The organism is Micromonospora sp. NPDC049081 (genome assembly GCF_040648835.1).
Classification (GTDB): Bacteria; Actinomycetota; Actinomycetes; order Mycobacteriales; family Micromonosporaceae; genus Micromonospora; species Micromonospora antibiotica.
Map to the genome: position 1 here is coordinate 100,770 of NZ_JBEZEK010000003.1, position 14,293 is coordinate 115,062.

At 72.8% G+C, this 14,293-nt stretch carries 11 protein-coding genes; 6 read left to right on the top strand and 5 right to left on the bottom strand.

What is annotated here, in order from left to right:
• Window positions 1–80 precede the first annotated feature (80 nt).
• From AB0B63_RS07565 to ftsY, 5 genes are all read right to left on the bottom strand, one after another.
• Complete coding sequence (locus tag AB0B63_RS07565) at window positions 81–2,405, bottom strand: [protein-PII] uridylyltransferase (RefSeq protein WP_357015514.1); 2,325 nt, start codon at window positions 2,403–2,405, stop codon at window positions 81–83.
• 13 nt (window positions 2,406–2,418) lie between these two features.
• Entirely contained in the window at window positions 2,419–2,757 is a 339-nt protein-coding gene (locus AB0B63_RS07570) for a P-II family nitrogen regulator (RefSeq protein ID WP_067307311.1), read from the bottom strand.
• Between the two features lie 25 nt (window positions 2,758–2,782).
• The gene (locus AB0B63_RS07575) at window positions 2,783–4,195 is read right to left on the bottom strand and encodes an ammonium transporter (RefSeq protein ID WP_208567198.1); all 1,413 of its coding nucleotides are present in this window, start codon (window positions 4,193–4,195) and stop codon (window positions 2,783–2,785) included.
• Between the two features lie 228 nt (window positions 4,196–4,423).
• Window positions 4,424–5,287 (bottom strand): aminoglycoside phosphotransferase family protein, encoded by an 864-nt coding sequence (locus AB0B63_RS07580; protein WP_172898393.1) that lies wholly within the window; start codon window positions 5,285–5,287, stop codon window positions 4,424–4,426.
• Between the two features lie 7 nt (window positions 5,288–5,294).
• Window positions 5,295–6,476, bottom strand: coding sequence for a signal recognition particle-docking protein FtsY (gene ftsY, locus AB0B63_RS07585; RefSeq protein ID WP_357015519.1), 1,182 nt, complete (start codon window positions 6,474–6,476; stop codon window positions 5,295–5,297).
• Window positions 6,477–6,624: 148 nt separating this feature from the next.
• Between ftsY and AB0B63_RS07590 the strand changes: the two genes are divergently transcribed.
• The 6 genes from AB0B63_RS07590 (at window position 6,625) to AB0B63_RS07615 (ending at window position 14,283) form a co-directional block, all read left to right on the top strand.
• Window positions 6,625–8,337: an alkaline phosphatase D family protein gene (locus tag AB0B63_RS07590; protein WP_357015522.1), complete on the top strand. Its 1,713-nt coding sequence runs from the start codon at window positions 6,625–6,627 to the stop codon at window positions 8,335–8,337.
• A 23-nt stretch (window positions 8,338–8,360) separates the two neighbouring features.
• Window positions 8,361–8,798, top strand: coding sequence for a MarR family transcriptional regulator (locus tag AB0B63_RS07595; protein WP_307826066.1), 438 nt, complete (start codon window positions 8,361–8,363; stop codon window positions 8,796–8,798).
• Window positions 8,799–9,068: 270 nt separating this feature from the next.
• Window positions 9,069–10,688 carry an MDR family MFS transporter gene (locus tag AB0B63_RS07600; protein WP_357015525.1) on the top strand — a complete coding sequence of 540 codons (1,620 nt, stop codon included), beginning with the start codon at window positions 9,069–9,071 and terminating at the stop codon, window positions 10,686–10,688.
• A complete protein-coding gene (locus AB0B63_RS07605) occupies window positions 10,685–11,176 on the top strand; it encodes a universal stress protein (protein ID WP_307799198.1) in 492 nt (163 codons plus the stop codon). Before AB0B63_RS07600 ends, AB0B63_RS07605 begins: the two co-directional genes overlap by 4 nt.
• Window positions 11,177–11,302: 126 nt before the next feature.
• Complete coding sequence (locus AB0B63_RS07610; protein WP_357015529.1) at window positions 11,303–11,824, top strand: DinB family protein; 522 nt, start codon at window positions 11,303–11,305, stop codon at window positions 11,822–11,824.
• Window positions 11,825–11,994: 170 nt separating this feature from the next.
• On the top strand, window positions 11,995–14,283 hold the full coding sequence (locus AB0B63_RS07615; protein ID WP_357015531.1) for a tetratricopeptide repeat protein: 2,289 nt from the start codon (window positions 11,995–11,997) through the stop codon (window positions 14,281–14,283).
• The last annotated feature ends 10 nt before the right edge of the window (window positions 14,284–14,293 follow it).

Consider the following 14,293-nt stretch of genomic DNA (forward strand, 5'->3'; position numbering starts at 1 on the left):
GCGTACGTCGACGGGTGTAGCCCGTGACCCGGAGGCCGGCCGGGACGTGTCGGTGCGGTTGGAGAGACGGCTGCGCGGCCCTACACGGCGGCGAGGACGGCGGCCTCGATGTGGGCCCGCTGCTCGTCCGACGGCCAACCACCGACCAGGTAGAACGCGTCGACCACGTCACCGCCGAGGGTGGAGATCCGGGCGGCGCGCACCTGCGCCCCGGCCTCGTCCAACGCGCAGGTGACCCGGTAGAGCAGGCCCGCCGCGTCGGCGGCGCGCAGCTCCAGCAGGACCGCGTCGGTGGCCGCCTCCCGGTGCCAGACCACCCTCGGCGCGGCACCCTGGCTGCGCGCGGCGAGCGCCCGGCCCCGCAGCCGCTGGGTGACCGAGACGTCGCCGGTGACCGCGCGGCGCAGGTCGGCACTGAGCGCGATCGGGTCCGGGGCCATCCCGTAGCGCGGCTGCACCAGGCACTCGACCAGGGCCCGGTCGTCGACCGTGGCGGCGTCCGCCGAGATCACGTCCAGCCGGTGCAGGGCCAGGCAGCCGGCCACCGTGGCGAGCAGTCCCCGCCGGTCGGATGCGGCCACCGCCACCCGGTCGTCGGTCAGGTGGACGACCGGCAGTGGCCCGGCGACCAGCGCCGGGTCGGGGTCGGGCGGGGCGGGCACCACGCCGGTGTCCAGGGTGGTCCGTACCCGGGCGACCAGCTCGGCGATCAGCCGCCCCTTCCAGCCGGACCAGGCGGCCGGGCCGGTGGCGGCGGCGTCGGCCAGCACCAGGGCGTGCAGCAGCTCCAGGGTGGTGGTGTCACCGACCCGCTCGGCCACCCCGGCGATCGTCTTCGGGTCGGACAGGTCGCGGCGGGTGGCCACGTCGGGCAGGAGCAGGTGCAGCCGGACCAGGGTGCCGATCAACGCCGCCTCCCCGGCGGGCAGGCCGATCCGGGTGGCCACCGCCTGGGCGAGCGGGGCACCGACGGTCGAGTGGTCGCCGTCCAGCCCCTTGCCGATGTCGTGCAGGAACGCGCCGATCAGCAGCAGGTCGGGGCGCTCGACGTCACGGGTGTGCCGGCTCGCCTCGTACGCGGCCTGCACCAGGTGCCGGTCGAGGGTGAACCGGTGCACCGGGTTGTGCTGGGGCAGGCTGCGCAGCCGGGTCCACTCGGGCAGCCAGCCGTCGATCAGGCCGTACCGGTCGCAGGTCTCCCAGGCGGGCACCAGGCCGGGGCCGGCACCGAGCAGGGTGACGAACGCGGACCGGGCGGCCGGCGGCCAGGGCGCGGGCAGCGGCGGGCAGTACGCGGCCAGCCACTCGCAGGTGGCCCGGGCGATCGGCAGCCGGGTGGTGGCCGCGGCGGCGGCGATCCGCAGCGACAGGCTCGGGTCGGGGCGGGCCCCGATGGCGGTCCGGGCGAGCACCAGCTCCCCGTCGTGCTCGACGACGTCCCGGGCCACCGGGCGGCGCAGCGGCCGGCCGTCGGCACCCCGGCGGCGGCCGGAGCGGAGCCGGTCGGCGGCCCGCCAGGCGTCGTCGAGGGCGTGGCTGACGGTGCGGGCGTCACCGGCGACCCGGCGCAGCAGGGCGTCGCCGTCGCCGGTCTCCGCCCGCGTCCCGGCGTCGGTGGCCTCCGGGGTCGGCTGGCGCAGGCCGAGCAGCGCGGCCACCCCGGCGCGTTCCTGGGCGACCAGCCGGTCGACCCGGCGGCCCACCTGCCGGTGCAGGGCGTCGCGGGTGTCCAGCAGCCGCAGGTGGGCGGCGCGGACGGCGGGACGCAGCGCGTCGGTGATCCCGGCGGTGGCGATGGCCCGCAGGATGCCCACGTCGCGCAGCCCGCCGGCGGCCTCCTTCAGGTCACCTTCGAGCAGGAAAGCCAGTTCACCGTGGGTACGCCAGCGCACCTCGGTGATCTCCCGCAGGGCGGGCAGCTGGCGGACGGCGGTCCGCCGCCAGTGGTCGGTGGCGGTGCGGGTGAGGGTGTCGGCCAGCGCCGGGTCACCGGCGACGAAGCGGGCGTCGAGCAGGGCCAGGGCGACCTTGACGTCGTCCTGGGCCACCGACAGCGCCTCGGCGAGGGTACGCACCGAGTGGTCGAGCCGGACCCCGGCGTCCCAGATCGGGTACCACAGCGAGGCGGCCAGCTCGTCCACCCCGGCCACCCCGGCGTGCAGCAGCACGAGGTCGAGGTCGCCGTACGGGGCGCACTGTCGACGGCCGAGGCCACCGACGGCGATCAGCGCGATGCCCTCCCGCTTCGGCAGCAGCCCGCGCAGCCAGGTGTCGAAGGCCTCCGCCCGGCCCGCCCGGGCCGGTTCCCCGATCCCCGCCGGGACCCCGACGACCCCGTCGACCAAGAGGTTCCCGTCTCCGTTTCCGGTGTCATCCGACGTGTTCCTCTTGATCGACGGGGTCATCTGGGGGGTCCTCCTACAGGGCGTCGAGGCCGCGTTCGCCGGTACGGACCCGGACGACCTCTTCCACGCCGGTCACCCAGACCTTGCCGTCACCGATCTTGCCGGTCCGGGCGGCGGCCACGATCGCGTCGACGACCTTGTCGACGTCCATCTCGTCGGTGAGCACCTCGACCCGGATCTTGGGCAGGAACTCGACCGTGTACTCGGCACCCCGGTAGACCTCGGTGTGCCCCTTCTGACGTCCGTACCCCTGGACCTCGCTGACGGTCAGGCCGGCCACGCCGAGGGCGTGCAGGGCCTCCTTCACCGCGTCCAGTTGGTACGGCTTGATGACCGCGGTCACCAGCTTCATGTCCAAGCCCTCCATTCTCCGAACGTTAACCGGCGACCTTCTCGTCCACGGGCGCGGTGGCCGGTTCGGGGGCCCCCGGGGAGGCCGGCTTAGCGCCGCCGGGGGTGATCCCGGCCATCGCGAACGCACCGCCACCGGCACCGCCGGTGCTCGGGGACAGGTCGTAACCGCTCTCCGCGTGCTCGCTGATGTCGATGCCCTCGACCTCGTCGTCGGCCTTGACCCGGAAACCGAGGGTCTTGTCGATGACGAAGGCGAGCACCCAGGCGACACCGAACGACCAGGCGGTCACGATCAGGCCGGCGAGGGCCTGGCGGCCGAACTGGGTGACGCCGCCGCCGTAGAACAGGCCGTCGGAGGCGCCGACCACGTCGCTGATCGCGGCGTTGACCGAGTTGGTGGCGAAGAGGCCGAGCCAGAGCGACCCGATCCAGCCACCGACGAAGTGCACGCCGACCACGTCGAGCGAGTCGTCGTAGCCGAGCTTGTACTTCAGGCTGATGGCCAGGGCGCAGACCACACCGGCGACGATGCCGAGCAGGACCGCCGCCCAGGGGGCGATGAACCCGCAGGCCGGGGTGATGGCGACCAGACCGGCGACGGCACCGGACGAGGCACCGACCATGGTCGGCTTCTTGTCCTTGATCCACTCCACCGCGATCCAGCCGAGCACCGCAGCGGCGGTGGCGAGCTGGGTGTTGATGAAGGCCAGCCCGGCGACCGAGTCGACGGTGAGCTCCGACCCGGCGTTGAAGCCGAACCAGCCGAACCACAGCAGGCCGGCGCCGAGCGCGACCAGCGGGATGTTGTGCGGCTTCATGCCCTCACGCGGCCAGCCCAGCCGCTTGCCGAGCACCAGGGCGACGGCGAGAGCCGCCGCACCGGCGTTGATGTGCACCGCGGTACCACCGGCGAAGTCCAACGCGTGGATCTTGGCACCGATGATGCCACCGCCCCACACCCAGTGGGCGACCGGGAAGTAGACCAGGGTGGCCCAGCCGAAGGCGAACAGCAGCCAGCCGCCGAACTTGGCCCGGTCGGAGATCGCGCCGCTGATCAGCGCGACGGTGATCACCGCGAAGACCATCTGGAACGCCATGAACACGTACAGCGGGACGCCGATGCCGCTGGGGTTCTCCGCCGTGGCGCCCCACAGGTCGGTCTCGGCGAGGAAGGTCTTGGTGCCCAGGTAGGCACCGGGGTCGCCCCAGAAACCGTTGACGTCGGTCCCGAAGGCGATGCTGAAACCGTAGAACCACCACAGAACAGAGATGAGCCCGATGGCGGAGAAGCTCATCATCATCATGTTGAGCACGCCCTTGGCCCGGTTGAGGCCGCCGTAGAACAGCGCCAGTCCCGGGGTCATGAGCAGCACGAGAGCGGTCGAAACCAGCAGCCAAACGGTGTTGCCGCCGTCGATCGTCGGTGCTTCAGGCACGCTGGCCTCCTAAAGGTGAAGTTCCCTCCTTCGCGGCTTCCGGGGCAGCGTCGCCCGTACGCCGGTTGGGCGGAAGCTTGGTCGGCCGCTGTTTCCGGACCGACACCCCTCGATTTCCGACACGTGACGGGTTGTTTCCGGCGTGTGAAGAACCTCGATCATGAAATTCGGGAAACGAAAGAGTGGCCGTTCCGGCAACGAACAGCCACTCTTTCCCCGATGCGGTCGTCAGCGCAGGGCGTGCTCCAGGGCGTGCCGTTCGTAGTCGAGCAGGCGCAGGTCGCGCATCGGGCGACGAAGGTGACCCTTGTGCACGATCCGGACGAACGCCGGCTCCCCCGCCGCGGCCATCCGCCGGATGCCCTCCACGTGGTCGACGATCCGCTTACGGATGGTCCGGATCAGCCGGTGCCGGTCCCGGGGGATCAGCCCGTACGCGTCGGCGAACAGCCGCAGCCGGCGGGGCCGGTCCGGGTGCTTCCAGCCGAGCGTGATCGAGTCCCGGTCGGCGAAGATCGGCACCCAGGTCCACGCCGCGTACGCCACGTCGTAGATCCGGGCCCCGGGCGAGGCGAGGTCGAAGTCGATCAGGCCGAGGGTGCCGTCGGGCCGCCAGATCACGTTGTGCGGGGCGGCGTCGTGGTGGCAGATCACCTCGGTGTCCGGTGGCGGCGGCCCGAACGAGCGCCAGACCGCGCCGGGCGGCGGGGCGAAACCGTACTGGGCGTCGTGGAACATCCGCAGCATGGTCGCCACCGTCACCAGCGCCTCGTCGGTGACCCAGTGCGGGGCCAGCGGGTACTCCCCGCACTCCCCTTCGAGGTAGGACAGCACCTCCCGGTTGCGCTCGTCCATCCCCAGCGCCCGGGGAGCGCCGGTGAACCCGACGTACTCCAGGTGGCGCAGGAGGGCGTGCACCGAGGGCGTCCACGGGCCGGCGTTGCGCCGGACGGTGTCGCCGACCCGGACGACGGTGCTCACGTTCCCGCCGTGCAGCGGGATCTCCTGCGAGGTCACGTACGGTCTCCCCAGGCCCGGCGCCGCATGGCGGGGGTCACGCCACCCGGCGTACGCGCGATCGTCGTTGCTCACCGCGAGGTTACGCGTCCCGGGCGAGCGGCTCGGTGCCGAGCAGCGCGTCGACGAACTGCGCCGGGTCGAACGGGGCCAGATCGTCCGCGCCCTCGCCGAGACCGACCAGCTTGACCGGGATGCCGAGCTTGCGCTGGACGGCGATCACGATGCCACCCTTGGCCGTCCCGTCGAGCTTGGTCAGCACCACGCCTGTCACGTTCACCACCTCGGTGAAGACCCGGGCCTGTTCCAGCCCGTTCTGCCCGGTGGTGGCGTCCAGGATCAGCAGCGTCTCGTCGATCGGGCCGTGCTTCTCCACCACCCGCTTGACCTTGCCCAGCTCGTCCATCAGGCCGATCTTGTTCTGCAACCGGCCGGCGGTGTCGATGAGCACGGTGTCGGTGCCGGCGTCGATGCCCCGGCGGACCGCGTCGAAGGCCACGCTGGCCGGGTCGGCGCCCTCGGCGCCCCGGACCGTCTCGGCGCCCACCCGGCCGCCCCAGGTCTCCAGCTGGTCGGCGGCGGCGGCGCGGAAGGTGTCGGCCGCGCCGAGGGTGACCGAGCGGCCGTCGGCGACCAGCACCCGGGCGATCTTGCCGCAGGTGGTGGTCTTGCCGGCGCCGTTGACCCCGACCACCAGCAGCACCGCCGGCATGCCGTCGCGGCCGGTGGTGCGCAACGAGCGGTCCAGTCCCGGGTCGAGGGCGGTGACCAGCTCGGTGGCGAGCAGGTCGCGCAGCTCACCGGCGGAGCGGGTGCCGAGCACCCGGGTCCGCTCGCGGAGCCGGTCGACGATGTCGCGGGTGGCGTCGATGCCGACGTCGGCGGTGATCAGGCTGTCCTCGATCTCCTCCCAGGCGTCCTCGTCGAGGTGGTCGCGGGCGAGCAGGCCGAGCAGGCCCTTGCCGAAGGCGTTCTGCGAGCGGGCCAGCCGCGACCGCAGCCGGACCAGCCGGCCCGCGGTCGGCTCGGGGACCTCCAGCGGTGGGGCCGTGACCACCGGCGGCTCGACCAGGACACCGGTGGACAGGTCGGACTCCCCCGCCTCGACGGGTGGCCCGGCGAGGTCCTCCTCGGCCCGGGTGTCGACCTCGGTCTGCGGCAGCGGGGGTGCGGCACGCCGACGCAGCCGGGGCACGACCAGGCCGAGGCCGCCGAGGATCAGCACGCCGAGCAGGGCCAGTGCGACGAGGAGGTAGTCCGTCATGCCGAAATCCTGTCAGATGCCGGCGACGGCGTCCCACTCACCGCCTCCGGAGCTGAGCGAGCTGCGGGTACGCTCGCCGCTGCCGGGGGTGACCCACCCGCCCACGGGGTAGAAAAGATGAATCGTCCTCTCCTCGGAGGTGCCACCCATGCCTGAGCCCCGTCTGCTCATCGGCCCGTTGCTGCGCCGGGTCGTCGGCACCCGGGCGACGGTGTGGGTGGAGACCAGCGGGCCCGCGGTGGTCACCGTCCGCACGGCCGACGGCGCCACCGGCTCCGCGCCGACCTTCTCCGCGTACGACCACCACTACGCGCTGGTGGTGGTGGAGGGGCTCACCCCGGACCACACCACCAGCTACGAGGTGCTGGTCGACGACGAGCTGGTCTGGCCGGTGGCCCGGGACGGGTTCCCGCCCAGCGTGATCCGGACCAGGGCGGCCGACGACCGGGACCAGCCGGTCAGCCTGATCTTCGGGTCGTGCCGGGAGACCACCCAGCACAACACCACCCGCAAGCTGCCCCCGGACGCGCTTGACGCGTACGCCCGGCGGTTGATGGCCGCGCCCGACCGGGATGCGCAGCCCGACCTGCTGGTGCTGCTCGGCGACCAGGTCTATGCCGACGTCACCTCGCCCACGGTCAGACGGTTGCTCAAGCGGCGTCGGCGGCGGCCGAAGGACGCCCCGGCCGACCAGGTGGTCAGCTTCGACGAGTACACCAAGCTCTATCTGGAGTCGTGGCGCGACCCGGAGATCCGCTGGCTGCTGTCCACCGTGCCGAGCGTGATGATCTTCGACGACCACGAGGTGATCGACGACTGGAACACCTCGAAGTCGTGGCGGTCCGACATGCGCGAGCAGGCCTGGTGGGCCGAGCGGATCCGCAGCGGCCTGGCCTCCTACTGGGTCTACCAGCACCTGGGCAACCTGGCCCCGGACGAGATCGCCGCCGACCCGCTCTACGCCAAGGTCGTCGCCGCCGAGGACGCCACCGACGTGCTGCGCGAGTTCGGCGAGCGGGTCGACAAGGAGGCCGATGAGGCGCACGACACCGAACGCTGGCGGGCCGTGCAGTACCAGTGGAGCTACGCGCTGGACCTGGGCCGGACCCGGCTGGTCATGCTGGACAACCGGTGCAGCCGGGTGCTCGAACCGGGCGGTCGGGCGATGCTGCCCGCCGGTGAGTGGTCCTGGTTCCTCGACCGGGCCCACGGCGTCTACGACCACCTGGTGATCGGGGCGTCGCTGCCCTGGCTGCTGCCGCCGGGCATCCACCACGTGGAGGCGTGGAACGAACGGCTGGCCGACTCCGGCCGGCCGTGGGTCGCCGGGCTGGCCGAGAAGCTGCGCCGAGCGCTCGACCTGGAGCACTGGGCCGCGTTCCGCCGTTCGTTCGACGCCCTCGGCGCGCTGTTCGTGCGGCTGGGCAGCGGCACCCAGGGCAGCACCGGGGACCGGATCGGCGCGGGGCCCGCGTACCCGGCGCCGGCGTCGATCAGCGTGCTCTCCGGCGACGTGCACCACTCGTACGTGGCCCGCGCCCGGTTCGACGACCCGGCGGTGCGTACCCCGGTGCACCAGCTCACCTGTTCCCCGATCCACAACCAGGTGCCGGCGGCGATGCGCCCGCTGATGAAGCTGGGCTGGAGCGCGGGACCGGCGGCGGCCACCCGGGCGCTGGCCCGCTCCGCCGGGGTACGCCGCCCGACGGTGCGTTGGAAGAAGCTGGCCGGCCCGTACTTCGGCAACGCGGTGAGCACGCTGCGGCACACCGGGCGGGAGGCCGTGGTGCTGATCGAGGGCACCACCAGCGACGGGCACCTGCGTGAGGTGGCCCGGCAGCGACTCTCCTCGGCGAAGTGACCTCCGCCACGTACCCTCGTGCCGTGGACGATCATCTGCCGGAGACGCTGCGCGTGTTGGAGCACGAACTCACGGCGCTGCTCCGCCGGGGCCGGGCACTGTCCTGGGAGATCGCCCGGGAGGTGCACCCCAACCTGGAGCCGAACGCGTACGGCCTGCTGCTGTGGTTGCGCCGGTCCGGGTCGACCCGGCTGACCGACCTGGCCGCTGAGCTGGGCATCGGTAAGGGCACGCTGAGCCGGCAGATCCAGGGGTTGGAGGCGCTGGGCCTGGTGCGCCGCGATCCGGACCCGGTCGACCGGCGGGCTGCGCAGCTGCGGCTGACCGAGGAGGGCACCCGGCGGTTCGACGCCGCCCGGTCCGCCCGGATGGACCAGATCAACCGGTCGATGGAGACCTGGCCGAAGCGGGACGTCGAGGAGTTCGCCCGCCTGATGCACCGGTTCAACGAGACCTTCTGACCCCGTCGCGCCACTCCCCGGCTCCGGCGGGCGTCACCTGCTGACCCACTCCGGCCCGGCGGTGCGACGCGCCGACCCCGCCGACCCCGCCGACCCCGCCCCGCCCCGCCGACCCCGCCGACCCCGCCCCGCCCCGTCGGGCCCCGCCGCACCCCGGCCCGGCCCGGGGGCAAAGGGAATAGAGCCAGGTCACCTCCGGTTGTTGCTTGAGGCAACGAACGCTTACGGTTGCCCGAGGCACCCTTTTCACCACCAGCGGAGGCAACGACGATGACCCAGGCGACAGCGCCCACCCGGGCGACCGGCGTCGAGATGACCCACCGGCAGATCCTGGAGGCCCTCTCCGGACTGCTGCTGGGCATGTTCGTCGCGATCCTCTCCTCCACGGTCGTCTCCAACGCGCTGCCGCGGATCATCACCGAGCTCAAGGGCGGCCAGTCCGCCTACACCTGGGTGGTCACCTCGACCCTGCTGGCGACCACCGCGACCACCCCTATCTGGGGCAAGCTCGCCGACCTGACCAGCAAGAAGCTGCTGGTCCAACTCTCCCTGGCCATCTTCGTGCTGGGCTCCGTGCTGGCCGGCCTGTCCCAGTCCACCGAGCAGCTCATCGCCTGCCGGGTGCTCCAGGGCGTCGGCGCGGGCGGCCTCACCGCCCTGGCCCAGGTGATCATGGCGACGATGATCGCGCCCCGCGAGCGCGGCCGGTACAGCGGCTACCTCGGCGCGGTGCTGGCCGTCGGCACCATCGGCGGCCCGCTGATCGGCGGCGTCATCGTCGACACCTCCTGGCTCGGCTGGCGCTGGTGCTTCTACGTCGGCGTGCCGTTCGCCATCGCCGCCCTGGTGGTGCTCCAGAAGACCCTGCACCTGCCGGTCGTCAGGCGCCAGGTGAAGATCGACTGGTGGGGCGCGACCCTGATCACCGCCGCCGTGTCGCTGCTGCTGATCTGGGTCACCCTGGCCGGCGACAAGTACGACTGGATCTCCGGGCAGAGCGCCGCCATGGTGATCGGCGCGATCGCCCTCGGCGTGCTCGCCGTCCGCGTCGAGAACCGGGCCAGCGAGCCGATGATCCCGCCGAGGCTGTTCCGCAACCGGACCATCACCCTCGCCGTCGTCGCCAGCATCGCCGTCGGCGTCGGGATGTTCGGTGCATCGGTCTTCCTCGGCCAGTACTTCCAGATCAGCCGGGGCGAGAGTCCGACCATGTCCGGTCTGATGACCATGCCGATGATCCTCGGCCTGCTGATCTCCTCCGTCGTCGTCGGCCGGATCATCACCCGGACCGGCCGCTGGAAGCGCTACCTGGTCGCCGGATCGGCGCTGCTCACCGCCGGCTTCGCGCTGATGGGCACGATCCGCTACGACACCCCCTACTGGCACCTGTCCATCTACATGGCGCTGATCGGGCTCGGGCTCGGCATGACCATGCAGAACCTCGTCCTCGCCGTGCAGAACACCGTCGACACCCACGAACTCGGCGCGGCCAGCTCGGTGGTGGCGTTCTTCCGCAGCCTCGGCGGCGCGGTCGGCGTGTCCGTGCTCGGCGCGGTCCTCAGCCACCGGGTCAAGGACTACATCGCCGACGGACTCACCGCGCTGGGCATCCCGGCCACCGGCTCGGGCAGCGGCGGCGTGCTGCCCAACGTGCACACCCTGCCGGGGCCGATCCGGACCGTGGTGGAGAGCGCCTACGGCCACGGCGCGGGTGACATCTTCCTGGTCGCCGCCCCGTTCGGGCTGATCTCCCTGATCGCGGTGATCTTCATCAAGGAGATCCCGCTACGCCAGCACACCGGGGACGCCCGGACCGACACCGTCGCGCAGGAGTCCACCGTCGCGGCGGCTGCCGGGGCGGCGGTGGTCCGCACCGGGACCGACCGGTGAGCATCCCCGTCGAGCGTGAGCAGTACGGCCCGCAGGCTCGCCCGCAGGAGTTCGAGCGGGGCACCGACGGACCCCGGGTCGTGCTGGTCGGGGTCGACGGCAGCCGCACCTCGCTACGGGCCGCCTCCTACGCGGCAGGGCTGGCCCGTCGACAGGGCGCCGGACTGGTGGTGGTCTTCGTCAGCGCCCCGGCCGGCTACACCGGCCTGATGCCCGGGGTGGTGGCCGGGGCGGTCCAGCAGACCCACGACGAACTCGCCGACGACCTGCGACAGGAGTGCCGCCGGGGCGCGGAGGAGCTGGGGCTGCCGGTGACGTTCCTGTGCCGGCGCGGCGACGCGTACACCGAGTTGCGGGCGGCAGCCGACGAGTCCCGGGCGGACCTGGTGGTGGTCGGCTCCTCCGAGCAGGCCGGGCACCGGCTGGTCGGTTCCGTCGCCACCCGCCTGGTCCGCACCGGCCGCTGGCCGGTCCTCGTCGTCCCCTGACCGGGGCAGGGTCGGCGACCGCCGCCTGCGCCGGGTCGTCGCGGGGCATCCGGGCCGGGTGGTGCCGCCGACGGCGCGACGAATAACGGTCGCGGAATGTCGGACCGGGCGACGAGGATGCCGGACATGACCTGGCGAGCACCGGACATCACCCGGACCCCTGAACTCCCCGTCGGCGACGAGCGGGCCATGCTGGAGAGCTGGCTCGACTACCACCGGCAGACCCTGCTGCTCAAGTGTGCCGGGCTCACCGGCGAGCAGTTGCGCACCCCGAGCGTGCCGCCGTCCGAGCTCACCCTGCTCGGCCTGGTCCGGCACCTGGGCGAGGTGGAGGCCTGGTGGTTCCGGGAGAACTTCGCCGGGCAGCAGTTCGACTACCCGTACGGTTCCGTGGACGACCCGGACGCCGACCTCGACGTGAGCCACGCCGACGCCGAGGCCGACTTCGCCACCTATCACGAGCAGGTCACCCTGGCCCGGGCCGTCACCGTCGGCCGCTCGCTCGACGAGACGTTCACCGAGGTGGGCCCCAAGAAACGGACCTTCAGCCTGCGCTGGGTCTACCTGCACCTGATCGAGGAGTACGCCCGGCACAACGGTCACGCCGACCTGCTCCGGGAACGCCTCGACGGGGTCACCGGCGAGTGACCCCGCCGCCGGTCGGCGCGGCCCACCCGTCCGCCGGCCGGCCCGACCCCGGCCTGGGGGTGTTGCGGGCACCCGTCGTGACCAGATGACCGGACATCACCATCCGTGAGGCCGCAGGAGCGCTCCGGAGCACCGATGAGCGGCGTGCGTCCACACGGGATGATGAAGACATGGGTGAGGTCTTCCGCCGTCGCCCGCCCGGCCGGCGGGCGGTGATGTTGCTGCTGGCGGCGTTGCTGGCTGCCGCCGTGGCCGTCGTGCTGCTGCGTCGTCCCGTCGATGGCGCAGCGCTGCGACCCGGCTGGGCCGGCACCGAGCAGGCCGGTTGGATCGCCGGCATCGTCAGCGCGGTGTTCTCCCTGGTCGGCACCATCGCCGCCGTGCAGGCGCTGCGGGTCGGCCGAGCCGACCGTGCCCCGGCGACCGGCCGTCTGGTGCAGGTCGGACGGCTGCCGCAGTCCGCGTCCTGGTTCCAGGACCGACGTGCGCAGCTGGACCTGACCCGCGTCGCCCGGACCGGCCGCACCGCGGTGCTCACCCAGGTGCTCTCCGGGATGGGCGGTGTCGGCAAGACCCAACTCGCGGCCCAGTTCGCCCGACGACTGGCCCACACCGGCGAACTCGACCTGCTGGTCTGGATCACCGCCATCAGCCGGGACGCCATCCTCGCCGGTTACGCCCAGGCTGCCTGGCAACTACGTCTGGTCGATCCGACGGTGGACTTGGAGCAGGCCGCCGCGACACTGCTGAACTGGTGCGAACGCACCGACCGCCGCTGGCTGGTGGTGCTGGACAACCTCGACACGCCGGCCCACGCGGCCGGCTGGTGGCCGCCCGCCAACCGCCACGGACGCACGATCGTCACCACCCGCCGACGTGACGCCGTCCTCGCCGCCGAGGGTCGCGTCCTGGTCGAGGTGGGGCTCTTCAGCGAGGCCGAGGCCGCAGGCTACCTGCACCGGGCCATCGCCGACCCGGGTCGGCTGGCCGAGGCCGGTCAACTCGCCGCCGACCTCGGCCATCTGCCGCTGGCCGTCGCCCAGGCCGCCGCCTTCATCCGGGACCGGGGGCTCGACTGCGCCGGTTACCGCCGGCTGCTCACCGACCGCCGACGGCGGCTCGACGAGTTGGTGCCCCAGCCGGACGCCCTCCCCGACGACCACCGGGCCACGGTGGCGGCGACCTGGGCGCTGTCCATCGACGCCGCCGACGCGGCGGCCCCCGCCGGCCTGGCCCGGCCGGTGCTGAATCTGGTCGCGCTGCTGGACCCCAACGGCGTCCCCACCACCCTGCTCACCACCACGGCCGTACTGGCCTATCTGACCGAGGCACGCGGCACCGGCGACGTCGTCGGGGTGGACGACGTGGGTCGCGCCCTGCACAACCTGCACCGGCTCAACCTGATCACGCACGACCCGCACGGTGGCAGCCTGCGGGTGCACGCGCTGGTGCAGCGCGCCGCACGGGACGAGCTCACCGGCGACCAGCTCAGCCGGGCCACCCGGACCGCCGCCGCCGCGCTGCTGGACCAGTGGCCCGAGAGCGAGACCCGCCCGGCCCTCAGTCAGGCGTTCCGGGCGAACACCGTCGCGCTCCGTGATCATGTCGGTGACCTGCTGCTCCGCGACGAATCTCGGGACGTGTTGATCAGCCTCTACAGCAGCCTGGGTGACGCCGGGCTGGTCAGGGCCGCCAGCGACGGCCTGGATCGGACCATCGCCGACTCGCTGCGGCTGTACGGGCCCGACCACGCCGGAACACTCAACTTCCGTTTTCTGCACGCCTTCCACCGGGGTTGGGGCGGAGATGCCGCCGGGGCGGCGGACGAATTCGTCACGCTCGCCGCCGACTGCATCCGGGTGCTGGGCCCGGACGCCCCGCTCACATTGACCACCCGGCACAACATCGCCTTCTGGCGGGGCGAGGCGGGCGATCCCGCCGGGGCCGCCGAAGCCACCGCCGAGGTCTTCGCCGACCGCCTACGGGTAAACGGCCCGGACCACCCCGAGACACTGAACTCCCGGGGAAGCCTGGCCTGGCTACTGGGACAGGCCGGTGATCCGGCCGGTGCGGTCGTCGCGCTCCGTGAGCTGCTCGCCGACTGCCATCGGCTGCTGGGCCCCGAGCACGACGTGACCCTGAAAGCCCGCAACGGCCTGGCCTTCCAGCTCGGCGTCACCGGTGAGCACGCCGCCGCGGTGAGCGAGACGCGGGCACTGGTGGCGGACTACATCCGGGTGCTCGGCGCCGAGCATCCGCAGACCCTGTCCGCGCAACGGAACCTGGCCTCGTGGCGGGGGCACGCAGGGGATCCGGCGGGTGCCGCCGACGCCCTGGAGCAGTTGCTGGCCACCTGTCTGCGGGTGGTCGGCCCGGACCATCCGCTCACCGCCGAAGCCGCCGAGGCCCTGACGTACTGGCGACAGCAGAGCCAGCCCCACGACGTCAGCGACGGCTGACCCCCGCCGC

Excerpts from the sequence above, each read along its gene's own strand:
- AB0B63_RS07565 (WP_357015514.1), bottom strand. The coding sequence starts at position 2,405 with ATGACCCCGTCGATCAAGAGGAACACGTCGGATGACACCGGAAACGGA.
- AB0B63_RS07570 (WP_067307311.1), bottom strand. The coding sequence starts at position 2,757 with ATGAAGCTGGTGACCGCGGTCATCAAGCCGTACCAACTGGACGCGGTG.
- ftsY (WP_357015519.1), bottom strand. The coding sequence starts at position 6,476 with ATGACGGACTACCTCCTCGTCGCACTGGCCCTGCTCGGCGTGCTGATC.
- AB0B63_RS07590 (WP_357015522.1), top strand. The coding sequence starts at position 6,625 with ATGCCTGAGCCCCGTCTGCTCATCGGCCCGTTGCTGCGCCGGGTCGTC.
- AB0B63_RS07600 (WP_357015525.1), top strand. The coding sequence starts at position 9,069 with ATGACCCAGGCGACAGCGCCCACCCGGGCGACCGGCGTCGAGATGACC.
- AB0B63_RS07610 (WP_357015529.1), top strand. The coding sequence starts at position 11,303 with ATGACCTGGCGAGCACCGGACATCACCCGGACCCCTGAACTCCCCGTC.
- AB0B63_RS07615 (WP_357015531.1), top strand. The coding sequence starts at position 11,995 with ATGGGTGAGGTCTTCCGCCGTCGCCCGCCCGGCCGGCGGGCGGTGATG.